General features: G+C 71.2%; 16 protein-coding genes. 7 read left to right on the forward strand and 9 right to left on the reverse strand.

Annotation, left to right across the window (positions count from 1 at the left end; translation table 11 throughout):
- Positions 1-7 precede the first annotated feature (7 nt).
- Positions 8-2,860, reverse strand: coding sequence for a hypothetical protein (locus tag GV015_RS05260; protein WP_159877088.1), 2,853 nt, complete (start codon positions 2,858-2,860; stop codon positions 8-10).
- A 67-nt stretch (positions 2,861-2,927) separates the two neighbouring features.
- Positions 2,928-4,421: a cytosine permease gene (locus tag GV015_RS05265; RefSeq protein ID WP_159877090.1), complete on the reverse strand. Its 1,494-nt coding sequence runs from the start codon at positions 4,419-4,421 to the stop codon at positions 2,928-2,930.
- A gap of 187 nt (positions 4,422-4,608) precedes the next feature.
- Between GV015_RS05265 and GV015_RS05270 the strand changes: the two genes are divergently transcribed.
- The 3 genes from GV015_RS05270 (at position 4,609) to hisD (ending at position 7,835) form a co-directional block, all read left to right on the forward strand.
- Positions 4,609-5,487 (forward strand): nitrilase-related carbon-nitrogen hydrolase, encoded by an 879-nt coding sequence (locus GV015_RS05270; protein ID WP_159877092.1) that lies wholly within the window; start codon positions 4,609-4,611, stop codon positions 5,485-5,487.
- A 4-nt stretch (positions 5,488-5,491) separates the two neighbouring features.
- Entirely contained in the window at positions 5,492-6,424 is a 933-nt protein-coding gene (locus tag GV015_RS05275) for a LysR family transcriptional regulator (RefSeq protein ID WP_138946042.1), read from the forward strand.
- Positions 6,425-6,518: 94 nt separating this feature from the next.
- The gene (gene hisD / locus GV015_RS05280) at positions 6,519-7,835 is read left to right on the forward strand and encodes a histidinol dehydrogenase (RefSeq protein WP_159877094.1); all 1,317 of its coding nucleotides are present in this window, start codon (positions 6,519-6,521) and stop codon (positions 7,833-7,835) included.
- Positions 7,836-7,874: 39 nt separating this feature from the next.
- On the opposite strand, the gene GV015_RS05285 is transcribed toward hisD, so the two are convergent.
- Positions 7,875-8,534, reverse strand: a complete 660-nt coding sequence (locus GV015_RS05285) for a HEAT repeat domain-containing protein (RefSeq protein ID WP_159877096.1) — start codon at positions 8,532-8,534, stop codon at positions 7,875-7,877.
- A 106-nt stretch (positions 8,535-8,640) separates the two neighbouring features.
- Here GV015_RS05285 and GV015_RS05290 point away from each other — a divergent pair, with 106 nt between their 5' ends.
- The gene (locus tag GV015_RS05290) at positions 8,641-8,967 is read left to right on the forward strand and encodes an NIPSNAP family protein (RefSeq protein ID WP_159877098.1); all 327 of its coding nucleotides are present in this window, start codon (positions 8,641-8,643) and stop codon (positions 8,965-8,967) included.
- Positions 8,968-9,028: 61 nt separating this feature from the next.
- Here GV015_RS05290 and GV015_RS05295 read toward each other — a convergent pair whose 3' ends face one another.
- Both GV015_RS05295 and GV015_RS05300 read right to left on the reverse strand, forming a co-directional pair.
- Complete coding sequence (locus GV015_RS05295; protein ID WP_159877100.1) at positions 9,029-10,111, reverse strand: sensor histidine kinase; 1,083 nt, start codon at positions 10,109-10,111, stop codon at positions 9,029-9,031.
- Positions 10,108-10,764, reverse strand: coding sequence for a response regulator transcription factor (locus tag GV015_RS05300; RefSeq protein ID WP_124768339.1), 657 nt, complete (start codon positions 10,762-10,764; stop codon positions 10,108-10,110). The genes GV015_RS05295 and GV015_RS05300 overlap by 4 nt, the downstream gene beginning before the upstream one ends.
- Before the next feature lie 242 nt (positions 10,765-11,006).
- Here GV015_RS05300 and rffA point away from each other — a divergent pair, with 242 nt between their 5' ends.
- Together rffA and GV015_RS05310 are read left to right on the forward strand one after the other, a co-directional pair.
- Positions 11,007-12,215: a dTDP-4-amino-4,6-dideoxygalactose transaminase gene (gene rffA, locus GV015_RS05305; RefSeq protein ID WP_201299358.1), complete on the forward strand. Its 1,209-nt coding sequence runs from the start codon at positions 11,007-11,009 to the stop codon at positions 12,213-12,215.
- Positions 12,206-13,438 (forward strand): glycosyltransferase family 1 protein, encoded by a 1,233-nt coding sequence (locus tag GV015_RS05310; protein WP_159877104.1) that lies wholly within the window; start codon positions 12,206-12,208, stop codon positions 13,436-13,438. Before rffA ends, GV015_RS05310 begins: the two co-directional genes overlap by 10 nt.
- 33 nt (positions 13,439-13,471) lie before the next feature.
- Here the strand turns inward: GV015_RS05310 and GV015_RS05315 are convergent, their stop codons facing one another.
- The 4 genes from GV015_RS05315 to GV015_RS05330 form a co-directional block, all read right to left on the reverse strand.
- Complete coding sequence (locus tag GV015_RS05315; RefSeq protein ID WP_159877106.1) at positions 13,472-13,978, reverse strand: hypothetical protein; 507 nt, start codon at positions 13,976-13,978, stop codon at positions 13,472-13,474.
- 127 nt (positions 13,979-14,105) lie between these two features.
- Entirely contained in the window at positions 14,106-15,434 is a 1,329-nt protein-coding gene (locus tag GV015_RS05320) for an MFS transporter (protein ID WP_159877108.1), read from the reverse strand.
- The gene (locus GV015_RS05325) at positions 15,434-16,450 is read right to left on the reverse strand and encodes an alpha/beta hydrolase (RefSeq protein WP_159877110.1); all 1,017 of its coding nucleotides are present in this window, start codon (positions 16,448-16,450) and stop codon (positions 15,434-15,436) included. Before GV015_RS05325 ends, GV015_RS05320 begins: the two co-directional genes overlap by 1 nt.
- Entirely contained in the window at positions 16,447-17,493 is a 1,047-nt protein-coding gene (locus GV015_RS05330; RefSeq protein WP_159877112.1) for an alpha/beta hydrolase, read from the reverse strand. Before GV015_RS05330 ends, GV015_RS05325 begins: the two co-directional genes overlap by 4 nt.
- Before the next feature lie 110 nt (positions 17,494-17,603).
- On the opposite strand from GV015_RS05330, the gene GV015_RS05335 reads away from it, so the two are divergent.
- A complete protein-coding gene (locus tag GV015_RS05335; protein ID WP_159877114.1) occupies positions 17,604-18,611 on the forward strand; it encodes a LacI family DNA-binding transcriptional regulator in 1,008 nt (335 codons plus the stop codon).
- Positions 18,612-18,666: the final 55 nt, after the last annotated feature.

An 18,666-nucleotide genomic window follows, 5' to 3' on the forward strand; every position in this document is an offset into this window, starting at 1 on the left:
CCGGCGGTCAGGCGCGGGGCCTGGCCCACATGACGACGCCGTACCAGGCGATGACCGCCACGACACCGGCGATCAGCCCGCCGAGCACGAGGTCGCCGAACGGGTCGTCGCCCGCGACGCCGTTCAGGGTCCAGATGCCCAGGATCACTGCGGCGGCGAGGGCCGACGGGGTCAGCCAGCGCACCGCGTCGCGGAGCAGACCCGGCTTCGGGGCCCGGCGCCGGGCCGACCCGAGGGCGCCGATCGTGGAACCGAGGACCGCGACGCCGGCGAAGACCACCGTGAGGAGCCCCGGTGCCAGGGCAGCCGTCCGAGCCCAGCCAGCGGCGCCGGCGTCGGTACCGGCGACCGTCCCGGCGGGGAGGTCGAGGACGACGCCGAGGTCGTCGCCTCGGACGTCGAGCGGCCATCCGCCGTCGTCGTCCGGCGTGAGCTCGATGGTCGCCGTCTCGCGGCCGGAACCGCCCTCGGACGCCGTCGGTCGCCAAGTCCCTGCCTCGGTGGGGGTCCACCCGGCATCGACGGCGTCGTCGAGGAGTTCGTCGTCGGCGGTGAAGCTGAGCCGGAACGGCCCCTGCGCGACGTCCTCGTCCCAGGCGACACCGCTCGTCCAGCCGTCGAGGAACCCGACCCAGCTGACCCGGTCGACGTCCCGTCCATCGACAGTCGCGGAGACGGCCGGCCTCGTGGCGGTCGTCTGGATCACGACGTCGTGCAGGCCGGTGCGCACGTCGGCGAAGGTCGTGCGGAGCAGCAGCCGACCCTCCGCGCGTTCCGTCGTGAAGGGCGCATCATCGCCGTCGACCGTCACCCGGTCGACCGTGAGGCCCAGGTCTTGGCCGTCGACCATGGCCGGCCATTCGCGCACCACCTGTGCGGGCACCGAGCCCTCGTCGGAGAAGTCCACACCGAGGCGTTCGGTGACGCGTAGTCGCGCACCGTCGCCGTCGGTCCGCGTGAGCTCCGCGTCGAGGTCGGCTGTCGCGATCGTCGTGAGGGTCGATCCGGGGATGTCGCCCGTGTAGGAACGGGGTGTCTCGGACTCCAGCGACGGCGCCGGGAGGACGTTCACGGCGACGATCGCGCCGACGACGAGCAGCACGGCGAGCACCCGGACGGCGATGCGCGGTCCGGTCAGGAAGCCCGCTCTCGACCCGTCGGCGCGCGAGGCGCGATCGGCCGCGGCCGCCGGCATCGTGATCTCCGGGGCGATCAGCGCGGCGACCCGTCTGCCCGTCACCCGAGGCGGAGCGCCGAGCACGGCGTAGGGCAGGAGGCGGTCGCGCAGGGTCGCGCGATCGAGCAGCTGCGTCCGCTCGGCGTAGACCCGAATCCCGAGGAGGTGCTGCTTCACGAGCGCACCCCTGCGGGTCAGCGGCCGGGCGGTCAGGGCGATCGCGAGCACGATGGCGGCGAAGACGGTCGAGAGGGCGACGAAGGCGAGCGGCCACCACACCACCGCGAGCACGGTCTGATGGGAGAGCTGCCGGACGATGCCCCACTGGAGGAGGGTCAGCGCGATCGGTGCGGCGATGAACCAGTCACGCACGAAGCCCTTCGGCACCCGGCGGAGACCCGCCTGGATCTGCCCGGCGCGTTCCGGCCCGGTCAGGTACCGGCGCAGGGCACGGGGTCGGTCGCCCAAGCGGCCGGCCCGCTTGGCGGCACCGGCCGCCGCGACGAGGCGCGCCTGTCGTTTGGCCTGCTGCTTCGTGCCGCTCACCGCGGCGTCCTTGAGTCGTTCGGCGAGCTCCATCGTCGCGGGCGACCGGAGGAGGTGCGCGGCGATGCGCGGCGAGATGCCCTCCGGCGGTTCCGACTGGGCGAGGTACCACGGACGTCCGCGGGTATCACCCCACGCGACCGCACGGGCCGCGAACGACAGCAGGAGCGTCGCAGCGAGGACGAGCATCGGCAGGACGGGGCCGAAGGTCTGCACCCAGAAGATCCAGGACTGCGGGGGCATCGTGATCGAGCCGGCCTCGAACGGCATGGTGAACCGCGCCTGCGCGTGCGGTGGGGCCGCGTCTTCGCTCGTGAACGCGTAGGCCACCTCGCCGGGTGGGGCGTCCGGCTCCGGGGTCAGCCACTGCCCGGCACCCACGAGGGTCCATGCGAGGGAGCCGCGCGGTTGCCGGACGAGACGGTCGTCGAGCTCCTGTGGGATGGTCACCCGCACGTCGAGTTTCGCCACGGCCTGCTGCAGGTCGGGGCCGAACACGTCCCACCGGAGCAGGTCGACGGGCTGCCCGGTGGCGGGGTCCGGAGCGACGTAGGCGAGATCGGAGAGCTGGTACCGGATGACGAGCTCGTGGTCGCCCGTGAGTTGCTCACCGGGGTCGACGACGAGCCGGAGGAAGACTGCTGCCCGCTCCCGGGTCACGTCCTGTTTCACGCCGTCCAACGTCACCGTGATCGCTGACGGGTCGAGGGCGTGCCCCTGGTACTCGGTCGCGAGCACGCGTTCGATCGTGCGGTCGTCGAGGTCCTTCGGGAAGAACGCGTCGATGCGCTCCTCGACGTCGGTGACGAGTCGGCCGTCCTCGTCTGTCGTCACGCGGTAGTCGGCGCTGAAGGAGCGGGCGATCCAGGTGTCGGTGACGTCGGATGCCTCGTCGGTGAGGTCGTCGAGAGTGAGGGGCGGGTTGATGACCGGGCCGACGAGGAGGAGGATCCCGCCGACGGCGACGAGCCCCCAGAGCTGCCACAGCCCGCCGCGGAGGCGGGAGCCGCCACGAGACTGCAACCATCGCTCGACCCGCAGGAGCCAGGCGGAGAGGAGGGTCCACAGTGGCGTGTGCCGGGGCGCGGGATCCGGGATGCGGCTGTCGGGTTCGCCCACGCCGTCCGGTTCCGTCACGTCGTCGAGTGTAATCCCGTGGCGTCGCGCGCCCGGACGCCAGCCGTCGCTCGGCGACGCCGGGAGCTCAGCGACGCCGAGAGCTGAAGGCGACCGCCTGGTGACCGGTCTCGGTGACGTCGCGCTCGGCCGCCGCACGCTCGCGCCCGAGGTCGAGCGACCGGGAGAGGAGCACATAGGCGATCGCGGACGCGGCGAGGCCGATGAACAGGGCGAGGTCGGCCCCGCCGAGCGCCTGCGCGATCGGGCCGGTGAACCACACCGTCACGACGAACGGGATCATCGCGACGATCCCGATCGCGTAGGCGACGAGGCCCCGCCAGCCCCAGGCGCCGTAGACGCCGTTCGGGGTGAAGATGTCGCGGACGACGTAGTGACCCTTCCGCACGAGGTAGTAGTCGACGAGGTTGATCGACGTCCACGGCACGAGGACGTAGAGCAGGACGACGAGGAAGCTGCTGAAGTTCGCGAGGAACTCGCCGGTGCTCAGCAACGAGCCGATGACGGCGGCCGAAGCGATCGCGAGACACGTGACGACCCGCAGGGTGCGCGTCGGCCGGACCGGTCGGATGGAATCGATGATCGTGATGGTCTCGATCGACGCCGCGTAGATGTTGACCGTGATGACGCTGATCAACCCGGGCAGCGCGGCCACGAGCAGCCAGGTCCCGGAACCCGGCAGGATGGCGTCGGCGGCGTCACGCACCCCTTCGAGCGGGTCGGCGCCCTGGAACGCGCTGGCGACGAACGCACCGAGCCCCATCAGCCAGACCGCGCCCACGAACACACCGCCGTAGGTGTAGAAGAGGGCCCGCCCGGGGTTCGTCTGCGGCGGGAGGTATCGCGAGTAGTCGGAGACGTACGGTGCCCAACCGAGCGCGTACGCTGCGGCACCACCGAACTGAACGAGGAACGCGACCCAGCTGAAGTTCGCGAGCGACAGCGCGTCGGCCGGCAGCGGCACGACGAAGGGGACGACGACCGTGAACAGCCCGAAGGTGATGAGGAACAGCGCGGTGAGCCACGACTGCGTCCGGTGGATCCAGGAGTACCCGAAGATCGCGAGGAGGACGGCGACGCCGCTGATGAGCACATACCAGCCCGCACCGGCGTCGACTCCGGTCGTCATGGTGAGGACGTCCGCGCCGAGCATCTGGTTGAACATGTTGAAGCCGACGAGGCTGAAGACGACGATCGCGCAGATGAGGACGACGCCGCGGTAGCCGAACTGCGCACGCGACTGGATCATCTGCGGGAGTCCCAGCTGCGGCCCCTGTGCGGAGTGGAAGGCCGTGAACACGGTGCCGACGGCGACGCCGAGGACGATCGCGAGGAGGGACGTCGCGAGGTTCGCGCCGAGCGCCGCACCGAGCATGCCGGTCGCCAGGGTCGTGACCTGCGCGTTCGACATGAACCAGAGCGAGAACAGCGAGCGCGGGCGACCGTGACGCTCATTGAGCGGGACCCAGTCGATGGAGCGGGATTCGACGAGGGACGGCTGGGCGTCACCCGCTCCGGCGGCGGAACCGGACGGGGGAGTGGGGGCGGCGGGTGTCGCCATGGCTGGCCTCCAGGGCTCGGGCGGTCGAGGAGTGCGACGGGCAGCCGGGGGTCTGCCTCAGGTCGGGGACTCGCTCGTGCCGACGACGGTATCCGCAGCCCACGGACCGGCACAATCGGCCATGCCCCGATCCCAGCCATCGGGGAACACGATGGTCCCGTCCGCGAGGGCTTCGTATGATCGCTGGATGACCAGCACCGACCCCACGGGGTCCACCGACCACAGCGACCCCGACGCGCACAGCATCCGGGTCCGCGCTCAGGAACTCGCCCCCGTCCTCGGCGACCTCGACGGTAACCTGCGCACGATCGAAACGGCCGTCCGGGACGCTGTCACGGACGGGGTGCAGCTCCTCGTGCTGCCTGAACTCGCGACGAGCGGCTATTACCTGGGCAGCCCGGAGGCGGCTCGCGCCGTCGCGCTCCCGAGCGACGCGTCGGTGTTCACCGAGTGGGCGTTGCTGCTCCCCGAGGACGCCGTGGTGGTCGTCGGGTTCTGCGAGCTCGACGGCGAGGAGATCCGCAACAGCGCCCTGGTGCTCGGCGCCTCGGGTGTGCTCGGGGTCTACCGGAAGGTGCACCTGTGGGACGAGGAGCAGTCCGTCTTCGTGGCGGGTCGCGAGACCCAGCCGGTGGTCGAGACGCCGCTCGGCCGGCTCGGCATCCTCGTCTGCTACGACCTCGAGTTCCCCGAGGTGCCGCGGGGCCTGGCGCTCAGGGGCGCGGACCTCCTCGTCGTCCCGACGAACTGGCCCCTGGTCGAGCGCCCGGAGGGCGAGCGGGCACCCGAGGTCGTCCAGGCGATGGCGGCGGCACGAGCGTCCGCGATCCCGATCGTGTGCTGCGACCGCTCCGGCACCGAGGCCGGCAACCCCTGGACCGAGGGAACCACGATCATCCCGGCCGACGGGTGGCCCGTCGGTGGGAAGGACGCGCGGGGACGGGTGGACGCGACCGTCCGGATCGACCGGGGCGCGACCAGAATCGGACCACGCAACGACGTGCTCGCCGACCGGCGGCCCGAGCTGTACGGCGCCGTGACGGGAGAGCGCTCCTCGCTAGGCTGACCGCATGACCCTCGCGCAACTCCGCGCCTTCCTCGCCGCCTACGAGAGCGGTTCCTTCACCGCCGCGGCCGCCGAGCTCGACAGCAGCCAGGCCTCCGTGTCCGAGCTCGTCAGCCGCCTCGAGCGCGAGATCGGCCTGCAGTTGTTCGCCCGTGGTGCGCGTCGGCTCGTCCCGACGGCGGCCGCAGAGGAGCTGCGCGAGCACGCCAGACGCGCGGTCGCCGCGATCGACGGCGGACTCGACGCACTCTCGGCGATCACCTCCCTCGACGGCGGCGTGTGCACTTTCGGCGTTCTCCGCAACGCCGCCTACTACGAGCTGTCCGACCTGGTGCAGCGCTTCCACCAGCGCTACCCCAACGTGCGGGTGCGACTCGTGGGGCTGAACTCGGCGCTCGTCGCGGACTCCGTGGCGAGCGGCGAGATCGAGGCAGGGCTCGTCGTCCTCCCGGTGGCCGTGGCCGGCCTCGCGATCCGGCCCCTCTTCCGCGACGAGGTGTTCTACGCCTCCACCACCAGGGATCCCGCCGCGGGCCCGGTCGGGATCGACGAGTTCGCGGACGCCAAGCTCGTGCTCTACGACGCCTACGCCGGGTGGCGGGATCCCACTCGGCTGCAATTGCTGGAGCGCGCTCGCCTGCAGGGACGGTCGATCGAACCGGCCGTCGAGGTCGAGCACGTGGAGACCGCCCTGAGCCTCGCGGCGACCGGGGCCGCGGACACGATCGTCTCCGGCACGGTCGCCCGCACCGGCGGGTTCCCGGAGCAGCTCACGCTCACCCCCTTCGCCGAACCGCTCTACGACACGATCGCGCTCGTCCAGCGCGAGGGCGCCTATCTGTCGCCGGCCACCGCGCGGATCGCGGAGCTCGCCGAGCACACGCTGCTCGCGGCGGCCGAGCCCGACCAGGTGATCGCGACCACCCCGAGGCGCTGAGCGTCGCTTGCGAACCGGCGTATCGGATGACCCGATGGCTCGCGCAGGCACGTCCCCCGTTGTCGCCCTCACGCCGCGTTCGTACGCTCGCACCATGCGTTTCAGTCCTCCTGTGCTCCAGTCCCTCGACGGCTCCTTCCGTCACCTCAAGACCCCGCTCGTCGACGCCCCACCGGCCCAGCGCGACCCGGCCGTCATCGAGACCGTCTCCGCGATGCTCCTCGACATCGAGCGGCGCGGCATGGACGCCGTGCTCGACGCCGCGCGACGGCTCGACCGGTATGAGGGCGGCGACGTCGAGCTGACGGCCGAGCAGATCGCGACCAGCGGCGACCGCCTCCCCGCCGACCTCCGCGCCGCCATCGACCTCGGCGGCGAGCGCACCCGGGCCTTCGCCCAGGAGCAGCGCTCCCACCTGCAGGACTTCGAGACCGAGCTCGTCCCCGGGCTCGTCACGGGCGTGAAGTACGTGCCCGTCTCCCGCGTGGGCGCCTACCTCCCGGCCGGTCGCTTCCCGCTCACCGCGAGCGCGTTCATGACGGTCGGCGTCGCCAAGCAGGCTGGCGTGCCGACGGTCATCGCCTGCACCCCGCCGCAGCCCGACGGCGGCGCGAACGACGCCGTCGTCTACGCCGCGCACGTGTCCGGCGTCGACCGCGTCTTCGTCCTCGGCGGTGTGCAGGCGCTCGCCGCGATGGCCTACGGTCTGCTCGGCGAACTGCCGATCGACATGCTCGTCGGTGCGGGCAACGCCTTCGTCGCCGAGGCCAAGCGGCAGCTGTTCGGCACGGTCGCGATCGACCTCCTCGCCGGTCCGTCCGAGGTGGCCGTCCTCGCGGACGAGACCGCGGACCCGATCCTGGTGGCCGCCGACCTGCTCGGGCAGGCCGAGCACGGTCCGAACTCGCCGGCCGCCCTCGTGACGACGTCGGAGGAGCTCGGCCGCGCGGTCATCGCCGAGGTCGAACGCCAGCTCCCGACGCTCTCGACCGAGTCGATCTGCGGGCCCGCCTGGCGCGACTACGGCTCGGTGACCGTGGCCGACGACCGCGAGACCGCCGCGTCGCTCATGGACGACCTCGCCCCGGAGCACCTCGAGGTCATCACGGCGGACGACGCCTGGTACCACGAGCGGTTGCTCAACTACGGGTCGATCTTCCTCGGTGCGTGGAGCACCGTGGCGTACTCGGACAAAGGCATGGCCGGCACGAACCACGTGCTCCCGACCGCCGGCGGCGCCAAGCACAGTGCCGGGCTCTCGGTGTCGCGGTTCCTGAAGCCGCTCACCTACCAGCGGATCGCCGAGGCGGCGACACCCGAGCTCGCCGACGCGGTGCAGGTCATCTCCGATTCGGAGGGGATGGCGGCGCACAGCGCGACGGCGACGCTTCGCACGGCCCGGCTCAGCTGAGGCGGTCGGCACTGAGGCGGTCGGCGCGCACCCGCTCGGTCAGTCACCCTGGCGCAGCGCGTGCTGGGCCTCCTGCATCGCCTCGTCGAAGTCCAGTTCGGGCTCGTGGAGGACCCGGGCGGTCGCGCGAGCGTGCGCACGGGCCTCACGCTCGACCGCCTCGGATGCGGCTGTCTGCTCGACGGGTTCGATCGAGGGCTCACCGATCGTGGCGAACGCACGCGTGAGGCTGAGCTGCACCTCGCGGTCGCCCCGGCCGAACTGCCTCGCCAGCAGCTCGGCGAGTGCCGACGCCTCCCGCTCCGGGACGACCCCTGCGGCGGTGCGCCAGGCGGCTCGGGCGACCTGATCCTCCTCGTCCTCCAGCAGTGCGAGGGTGATGGCCGACCAGGTGCGGGGGTCTCCGGTCTTCGAGAGGGTGTGGAGCGCCTGACTGCGTGCCTGTGGGAAGACCGACCCGAGTTCCTCCATCAGCCGAGGAACGGTCACCTCGGGGTCGTGCCGCACGAGTGCCCAGGTGAGCATGTCGCGCACGAAGAAGTCGGGCTCCACGGCGCAGCGGTCGACGAGGACCTCGATGTAGGCTGTCCTCGGGGTGGTGCCCGCAGCGAGTGCAGCCTGGAGCCGGTCTGAAGAGGCCGGCACGCGGAGGGCGCGGGCGAGCCCGTTCGCGGCGGCGTCGTCGTATTCCGAGGACATCTCGACCACCTTCCGGGGTGTGGGGACGGGTTTCCAGCGTAGGTGTCCGGTGACGCCGACGGCCCCCTATGACGGCGCTCGTCGTGCGGACAGCCAGACTGGACCCATGATCACCATCCACCTCCGCTACCAGATCGACCCCGAGCAGCTCGACACCTTCACCGAGTACGGGCGGCGCTGGATCCGCCTCGTGAACCGGTTCGGTGGCGACCACCACGGCTACTTCCTCCCAGCGGAGGGCGACAACGACGAGGCGTTCGCGCTGTTCAGCTTCCCCTCGCTCGCCGCGTACGAGCAGTACCGCATCGCCGCGACGACGGATCCGGAGTGCATCGAGGCCTACGAGCTCGTACGGGGCACCGGCTGCATCGTGCGCTTCGAGCGTCGTTTCCAGACACCGCTCTTCGGCGACGAGGCGGACCTCCGACCCTGAGCCTCGGTGACCCTGAGCCTCAGTGACCCTGAGCCTCGGTGGCCCTGAGCCACGGTGAGCGTCAGTAGGGCGCGCGGAACGTCAGGGTGAACCGGGTCGGCGCGTCCTCGGTGAGGAGGGACCCGTTCAGGAGTTCGGCGCGTTCGCTCAAGCCGACGAGGCCGTGGCCCGCGGACGACCACGAGCTGTCCGACGTGCGTGCGGGTCGGGCGTTCCGGATGACCACGGTGACCTCGTCTGCGGAGGCTTCGGCGCGCACGTCGACCGCGGCGCCCGGCGCATGCTTCCGCGCGTTCGTCAGTCCCTCCTGCACGGTCCGGTAGATCGCCCGCTGCACGGGTGCGGGGAGGCCGTCCGGCAGCTCGATGGCGGAGGTGACGGCGATGCCGCTGTCCGCGATCAACCGGTCGAGGTCGTCGACCGTCGGTTGCGGGGCCAGCGGCGCATGACCGGTCTCCGCGCGCAGCAGCGTCACCATGTCCCGCAGCTCGTCGAGCGTGCGCGACGCGAGCGAACGGATCGTCACCGCCATCCGCTTCGTCCCGGGTTCCTCGGTCTGCACCTGGATCGCGCCGGCCTGGACAGCGATCAGACTGACCTGGTGGGAGACGACGTCGTGCATCTCCCGGGCGATGCGCGTGCGCTCCTCGACGAGGACGTCGGAGGCGATGCGCGCCCGCTCGCTGCGTCGGACCTGTTCGAGGTCGTGTATGCGGTCGAACAGTTCGCGGCGGGTGCGGACGAGCAGGCCGAAGGCGATCGGTGCCGCTGCGTAGAGCGCGGCGTACACGATGGACAGGATCGTGTAGTTGGGCGACGTCCACCCCCACCACGGCACCGCGGCGAGGACGAAGACCACCGCGCCCGTCGTGACGAGCCGCCAGCGTCGCCGTTCCCGCACCGCGACGGAGAAGAGCGACGCCAACCCGGCCAGGGTGGCGAGGTTGAGGGTGAAGGCCGGCACGGCGAGGAGGAGCGACAGCCACGGCCAGCGTCGCCGGAAGATCAGACCGACGGCAGCGGCGATGGCCAGGCCGGACTCCCAGGGCGTCGCCCACTCGAGCGTCGTCAGGCTCTCGACGGCCGCCGCCGCGATGAGGGCGAGTTCGAGGAGGACCGACCAGAGCCGGGAGCGCCGCTTCACCGGGGGTCCGCCTCGTCGCCGCGGACCCCGGCACGCTCGGCGATGATGGCGGCTTCGAGTCGGGTCGTCACCTCGAGTTTGCCGAGGATGGCACTCACGTGGTCCTTCACGGTCGCGCGGCTGAGGTGCAGTGCCTCGCCGATCTCGGTGTTGGACGCGCCCGTCCGGAGCGCCGCGAGCACGTCCTGTTCGCGGCCGGTCAGCCCGGACAGTCGCTTCGCCGCCTCGCGGTCGGCGGTGCGGGCGAATCCGCCGACGAGGGTCCGGGACACCTGCGGGGAGAGCACGATGCCGCCCGCGGAGAGGGATCGGAGCAGCATGGGGAGCTGCTCCGGGTCCGTGTCCTTCACGAGGAACCCCGCGGCGCCGCTGCGCAGAGCTCGGGCGATGTAGTCGTCGGAGTCGAAGGTGGTGAGGATCGCGACGACGGGCGGGTCGTCCCAGGTCTGCAGCTCGTCGAGGATGTCGAGCCCGTTGCGCCCGGGCATGCGGACGTCCAGGAGGACCACGTCGGGACGGCTCGAGCGGATCGCCTCCACGGCGCCGATCCCGTCGACCGAGGCGACGACCTCGATGTCCTCGACGGCACCCAGGATGAGTTCGAATCCGGACCGCACCAACGCCTCGTCGTCGACGATGGCCACTCCGATCACGGTGTCCTCCTCAGCTCGACTCTCACCCTACGAGTCCCGGGAACCGGGCGGCGACGGCCGGGAGGCTGAACCCGCCAGGTGGCGGGGGTGGAATAGCCCGCAGCAGGATGCGCGTCGCGCCGACCCGGGCGGATACTGAAGCGCCCCGGTGACGTGCGCGCCACTCGGAGCATCGACATCGAGGGTGTCGATCGAACGTCCGGGGGAAGCACGATGCGAGAACAGTCATGATACGAGTGCGCGTGGAGCAGCGGATCCCGCTGTCGAAGCCCTTCCACGCCGCCGGTGAACTCGAACAGCTCGAACGCGTCCTCGCCGGAGACCACGTCCACGGCGACGGTGCCTTCACCGCGTCGGCATCCGAGCGCCTCAGGGACCTCACGGGCGCGCCGCACGTGCTCCTGACCACCTCGGGGACCCACGCGCTCGAGATGATGACCCGCCTGATCGGCGTCGGTCCCGGCGACGAGGTCATCCTGCCGACCTTCACCTTCCCGTCGGCGGCGAACGCGGTCGTCCTCGCCGGAGCGACGCCGGTCTTCGTCGACAGCGACCCGGTGACGGGCAACCTGGACCCGCAGCACGTCGCCGACGCCATCGGCCCACGCACGCGGGCGGTGTCGGTCATGCACTACGGCGGTGTCCCCGTGGACGTGCAGGCGTTCCAGCAGCTCACGGGCGAGCACGGGCTGCACCTGCTCGAGGACAACGCGCACGGCCTCGGGGTCGCCGGCGACGGTGTCCGCCTCGGCACGGTCGGAGCGATGGCGGCCCAGAGCTTCCACGACACGAAGAACGTGCACTGCGGCGAGGGCGGCGCCCTGCTCATCTCCGACGAGACCGTCCTGCTCCGCGCCGAGATCATGCGCGAGAAGGGGACCGATCGGGCCCAGTTCCTCCGCGGGCAGGTCGACAAGTACAGCTGGGCGGACCTCGGGTCGAGCTACCTGCCGAGCGAGCTCAACGCCGCCGTCCTCGACGCCCAGCTCCGCGACTTCGACCTCATCCAGGGGCATCGGCATCGCATCTGGGACCGCTATGCGGCCGAGCTCGCCGAGTGGGCTCACGATCGCGGCGCGACGCTCATGGACCCGCCCGGTGGTGTGCATGCCGCGCACCTGTTCTTCCTCCTGCTGCCGGATGCGGGGGTGCAGCAGGAGTTCCTGCGGCACCTCCAGGCGCTCGGTGTCGGAGCGGCCTTCCACTACGTGCCGCTGCACTCGAGCGCGGCGGGCCGGCGCTACGGCAGAGTGGTCACCGAGCCGCAGCACGCGGTCCGGTTCGCCGAGCGGCTCGTCCGGCTCCCGTTGTGGCCGGCCATGACGGACGACGAGGTGGACCGGGTCATCACGGCGGTCCGCGCGTTCGGACCCGTGACACCAGCGGCACCAGCAGCACCTGCGGCACTCGCAGCGACGGCATCGACGGGACAGGACTCCATATGGGCATGATCGGGCAGGGGCTCCGAGCCATCCGCGGCGAGGGCGTCCGATCGACGCTCTGGCGCGCCGCGCACTTCGCCGACGGACGGTTCAACCCGATGCGGCGCAAGCCGACGGACCTGTACCCGAGCGACGCCATCGCCGCGGACTGGACGGTGCCGCGGAACTTCAACGCCGCCGAGTTCCCGGAGGGCCCCTACGAGGTGGCGTGGTTGATCTCGCCGCCGAGCCGGACCTCGGGCGGGCACCAGAACGCCTTCCGGTTCATGGAGTTCCTCGAGCGCGCCGGGCACCGGCTCACGATCTACCTGTACCAGGCGTCGGCCCAGCCCGCGGTCGACATCCCCGGGATCCGGGCGATGATGGCCGCGAGCAGCGCGTACCCGGAGCTGCAGGCCGACCTCGTCCGGTACGACCCGACGACCGGCATCGCGCCGGGCGCGGACGTCGTCGTGTCCTCAGACTGGCAGACGGCCTACCCCGCGTTCCGCTACGAGGGACCGGCCAAACGGTTCTCCTTCGTGCAGGACTTCGAACCGTGGTTCTACCCGGCCAGCAGCGAGTACGTGCTCGCGGAGAACACCTACCGGTTCGGATTCCACGGCTTCTCCGCTGGGCCGTGGCTCGCGCGGAAGGTCGCGGACGAGTACGGGATGAGCTGTGACCACTTCGACTACTCGGTCGACAAGCAGCACTACTCGCACGTGAACGACGCGCCCCGCACCGAGATCCTGTTCTACGCCCGCCCGCCGACACCCCGACGCGGTTGGGAGATCGGCGAACTCGCCCTGACCGAGTTCCACCGGCTGCGCCCCGACATCACGATCAACCTCGTCGGCTGGGACATGTCGGGCTACGAGACCGGGTTCCCGTTCGTCAACCGGTCGGCGATGGACATCTCGGAGCTCAACGCGGTCTACAACCGGTGTGCCGCGGGTCTCGTCCTCTCGCTGACCGACATGTCGTTGCTGCCGCTGGAGATCATGTCCTCCGGCGTCGTGCCCGTCGTCAACGACAGCCCGAACACGACCGGGGTACTCGACAGCGAGCACATCGAGTACGTCCCGTTGTCGCCTGCGGCCATCGCCCGTCGCCTCGTCGACATCGTCGAACGGCCCGACGCGGTCGAGCACGCGAAGCGGATCTCGGCGTCCATCACCGCCGCGGACTGGTCCGACCCGGGCGCGCAGTTCGTGGCGCAGTTCGAACGCGCGATGCGCACGTCGATCTGACGACCCTCCGCAGCGTCAGCCAGCCTGCACCGGTCAGCCCGCCCGCACCTGTCGGCCCCGCGAGTCGATGTCGGGCACCGTGGCGGTGGTGGCCGCTTCGCGCGAGCCGAGGACGGTGAGTGCAAGCTCGACCGCCTCCCGCACGCTCAAGCCGGTCGCCGTGAGGGTGTTCAGCTGCGCGAGGGCCTCGGGATCCACGATGACGACCGAGACGGGCGACTCGGGCCCAGCCTCGCCCACGGCGGACCCGGCGCGAGCCCGACGGGTGGTGAGCCCGCGAGCGATCCACGCCCGGTTCCGCTCGACATCGATCTTCAACAACCGTTTGTTGTTCCGGACCCGTTCGGCGACGAGTCTGCCCTCGTGGATGTCGGAGTACACCTGCCAGCGCGGGTAGAGGAGCCGGGTCGCGAGGTCGGTCGGTCGCAGTGGGATCGGGAGGTCGTCGATGAAGTCCTGCAGCACGGCATCGGCGAGCGCCTCGCGGAGCGGTCGCCGCTGCAGGGTGTCGTCGGGCGAAGCTGGGAACGGCAGGGTCATGGGGATCCGGTGGTCAGAGGTCGGGTATGGTCCAGTGTCACTCCGGGTCCTGCGCCCCGGGTGGACTTCACCTGGAAACCACCCCGGAACCAACCCCTGCAATCCGTTGACCGTGCAGGCGCCGGTCTCATCGCACGGACCTGATCGGCAGGACGGCGAGTCCGCCCAGGACGGCGAACACGATCGCCGCGACATACAGCGCGTGATAGTTCTCCCCGCCACCGAGCGCGAGCAGGGGGACGGCGACGATCGGGACGAGCAGCTGTGGGAGCTGATAGGAGAGGGAGACGATGCCGAGGTCCTTGCCGGCCTCGTCGAACGACGGCAACACCTCCGTCATGAGGGCGATGTCGACGGACACGTAGGCCCCCTGCGCCGCTCCGACGATGAAGATGCCGACGAGGAACACGGTGACGTCGGGGGAGATGATCGCGACCCCGAGTCCGACCGCGCTCAGGAGGCTGGAGACGAGCACGATCGGCTTGCGTCGCCCGGTCCGGTCGGAGATCCAACCGAACAGGACCGTCATGACGATGTTCCCGACCGTGAAGATGATGAGCGCGTTCGCCTGGACACCCGACGCCTGCTCCTTCGGGATGCCCAACTGGTCGATGATGAAGAACAACAGGTAGATCGACACCGAGACGATCGACATCGTCACGAGCAGGCGGCAGGCCCACGCCCAGAAGAAGTCGCGATAGCGCACGGGGTTCAGCCAGTACGTGGACAGGATGTCGGCCACGCGCAACGGCGGAGCAGGTACCGTCCGCACGATGTCCCGGAGCCCGAACACGAGCGCGGTGCTCAGGACGCCGCCGATCAGGCCCGGCACGACGAACCAGGTCCACCGCGCGTCATTGGGGAGGGCGGCGACGATCTGCGCACCGACGATCAGGGCGAGCCCGCCCGAGACGCTGGCGGCGGCTGCGACACGCGCCCGGATCCGCGCCGGGATCTGATCGGCGAGCAGCGCGTGCACCGCCATGTTCGTCGCACCGAAGCCGAGCTGCACGATGCTCCACCCCAGGATCGTCACCGCGAGACTGTCACCCGTCGCCAGGATCGCGACCCCGCCGAGCGCCACGACCGCTCCGCCGAGCATCCACGGCCGCCGCATCCCGAAGCGCGAACGCGAACGGTCGGACAGCCGGCCGAACAGCGGCGTGATGATCATGATGACGATGCCGCCGACCGCCGCGACGATCGAGAGGTTCGTCCCCTTCGTCGCGTCGTCGAGGAACGCGAGGGCCTTGGGGATCGACGCCCCGCTGATGGTGCCGAGCGCCAGCGTGACCCCGAACCAGGCCAGGACGAACAGCGGCAGGAAGCCGCGCGCCTGCGGGGACCCGGGGACGGCGTCCGGATCGACCGCCGCGACGGGGACGGCGTCACCGATGCGCGGCTCCGGCTCGACTGGCCCCGTGGACGGACCGGTGGGTGGGGTGAGAGCTGACATCATCGTCTCCTCGGCTGGATCGGTTCGGGTACGAGCGGGTTCGTCCCATAGGCCTCACGGAGCGCGGTGGCCTGGACCGCCTGCCACTCCCTCGCGCCCGCCATGACGGCCGTGAGACCACCCGACGCATGGACGTGGCCGCGCCCGATCCACGTCACCGACGGGATCCCCGCCTCCACGAGTCGGCGTCCGTACGCCAGACCCGCGTCGCGGAGCGGGTCGTGCTCGGCGACCTGGATCAGTGTGGGCGGCAGGTCCGAGAGGTCGTCGGCCTCGAGCGGGGAGGCATAGGCGTCCGCCGCACGCGGACCGCCGAGGTAGAGCGGCACGAGTGCCTCCGCGTCGTCCAGTCCGAACCCGCGCGCGTACCGTGTGGCGGAGTCGCCCGACGGGGTCAGCGACACCGCGGGGACCTCGAGCGCCTGATGGACGAGGGGGACGTCACCCGAGTCACGCAGGTGGAGGACGGCGCTCGCCGCGATCCCGCCACCCGCCGAATTGCCGGCGATGCCCAGGCGGCCCGGGTCGACGTCGAAACGGCTCGGGCCTGCTTCGGAGGTCAGGACCCGCAGGGCGTGGATGGTGTCGTCAACGGCGGCCGGATAGGGGTGCTCGGGTGCGAGCCGGTATCCGAGCGCGACGACCTGGATCCCGGCGGCGAAGGCCCTGGCTGCGAGCAGTCGGTCGTTCAGGAGCTCGTGGACGGTGCCGGACGTGAAGCCGCCGCCGTGCAGCGCGAGTTGGGTCGGCGCCGGAGACGGGAGCCCCTCCGGGCGGTACCGGCGGAGCTCGAGCGGCCCGGCCGGTCCGTCGATCCAGCTCGAGGTGATCTCGACCGACGGTGGCACGGGTTCGGTGAACTCCTCCGCCAGGAGGTCGGAGAGCCGCCGCGCCGCCTGCCGACGGAGGGCGAGGTCCGAGGAGCGGAGTGCCGGCAGCTGCTCCGCGTGCTGCTCGATCCGCGCAGCCCAGGCGAGGATGCCCGGGTCCAGCCGCAGCTCCTCCACGGACGTCACCGCGAGGCTTCCGCCGGCTCGCGGAGCGGCGCGCCGTAGCTCACCGGCTCCTCGTGCAGCGTCCGCAGGGTCGTGATGACGTCGCGGTGCAGGTGGTCTGCGGCCGGGACGTGACCGGTCAGCCCGCCGGAGGTGTGCGTCTGCCCGATGTACCGGACGCAGCTCACCGGCACGTCGGCCTCGCTCAGCACGCGGGCGTAGGCCTCGCCGTCTCCGCGGAGCGGGTCCATCTCCGCCGTGTAGATGACGGCCGGTGGCAGATCCCGGTGGTCGGTCGCGAGGAGTGGCGACGCGTACGGTTCGTGCTGCGTCGCCCGGTCCGGCCCCAGGTACTGGAGCACGAGCTGGCGCGCGAGGCGACGCAGGATGGCACCCGGCACCTGCGTGATCCCGCGGGCGTCGAGGTGTCCGCGCGTCAGGTCGAGCGCCGGAGCCTCGAGCAGCTGCAGCCGGATCGGCCGCTTGGCGCGGTCCCGGTTCATGAGGGTTACGGCGGCGGCGAGGTTCCCGCCCGATGATGCACCGCCGATCGCGAGTCGGTCGGGGTCACCGCCGAGTGAACGCGCGTGCTCGGCCGCCCACTCGAACACGGACCAGCACTGCTCCGGCTGTGCGGGGTACCGGACCTCCGGGGCCAAGGAGTACTCGCCGGCGACGATGATGACACCGGCCTCCCTGGCGCGGCGACGGAACCCGGCGTCCCAACCGATCCAGTCGATCCCGGCGATCGTGAAGCCACCGCCGAAGAAGTACACGAGGACGGGCCGACCACCGGACGCGCCGTCGGCCAGGGCGGGGAGTCGCTGCTGGTCTGGCCAGTAGACGCGGAGCCGTGCGTCCGGGTGGCCGGGCACCTGGACGGTGTGGTCCTCGGTCGCTGCCACGAGGGTCTCGGTGCCGAGCGCTTCGGAGGACACCCGGTCGAAGGCGGCCGCGTGTGCACGCCGCCCGGCGGGATCCTTCGGCTCGGGCGTCTGCAGCGCTGCCAGACGCCCGGTGATCGCCGTGACGAACGCGTCGACGGTGGGCTTGCTCCGAGCCATGGTGTTCCTCCGATCCCGGCATCGATGCCGTGTCCGGTTCGAGTATCCGCTATCGAAGAACTTCGATCAAAGAACTTTTTACGAGCTAGGATCGTCGGAGGAGGTGCGCCATGGACGAGCGACCGCAGAAGGCGACGATCTACGCGGTGGCCAAGCGTGCCGGCGTGAGCATCTCGACCGTCTCCCTGGCCATCAACCACCCGCAGCGGGTGAACGAGGCGACGCGACGATCGGTCATCGCCGCAGCGACGGAGCTCGGTTACCGCGGTGGTGCCGCCGCGAGCGGTGCTCAGCGGATCGCCGTCGCTGCGCCGTTCTCGAGTTACGCCTCCTACTACCGGCGACTCTCGGGGATCATGGAGCGCGCCGCGATGGACTCGGTCGAGATCGTCGTGCACGACCTCCCCTCGGCGGCGGGGAGCGACAGTCCCGTCCTCGACGCGCTGCCCATGCGAGCGGGGATCGACGGCATCGTGGTGATGGGCGTGCCGCTGTCACCGGCCGCGTTGGAGTCGAAGGCGCTCCCCGGCCCGCCCGTCGTCCTCGTCGACGTCCCGGACGGCGCGCAGCGGCGGCTCGGGCTGCCCTCCGTCCTCATCGACGACGAACGGGGTGGTGAACTCATCGCGCGACATCTCGCGGAGCTCGGTCACAAACGCGTGGTGTTCCTCCACGAGCCGCAACGCTCCGAGGAGTACGTGTCGGCCGGCATGCTGCGGGCGCGCGGCCTCGGTCACCTGCTCTCCGTCTCCGAGGCCGTGGCCGACGTCGCCGCGACAGACCTCGTCGAAGCCGTCGGTGCCGCGCTCGAGCGGGCGTTCCGGGTCGATCCGGAAGCGACCGCCGTGGTCGCCAACCACGACGAGCTGGCCGCCGCCGCGCACCGGGCGTTCCGCGTCACCGGCGCGCACCTGCCCGTGGGACGCTCGCTCGTCGGCTACGACGACGGACCGCTGGCTTCCGCGCTCGACCTCACGACGGTCCGCCAGCCGTTCGAGGAGTCCGGGTACGCGGCGCTCGATCTCCTGCTCGGTCGGCTCTCGGGTGAGCACGCCCGCGTCTCATCGGTCCAGCTCGCGCCCGACCTGGTCGTCCGAGGCACCACCTTCCGCGTCTGACCCGACCTCGCGAGCGCCCGCCGCCGCGACGCTGTTAGCCTCGACGCACGAACAC

The sequence above is a fragment of the Plantibacter sp. T3 genome (assembly GCF_902506515.1).
GTDB lineage: Bacteria > Actinomycetota > Actinomycetes > Actinomycetales > Microbacteriaceae > Plantibacter > Plantibacter auratus.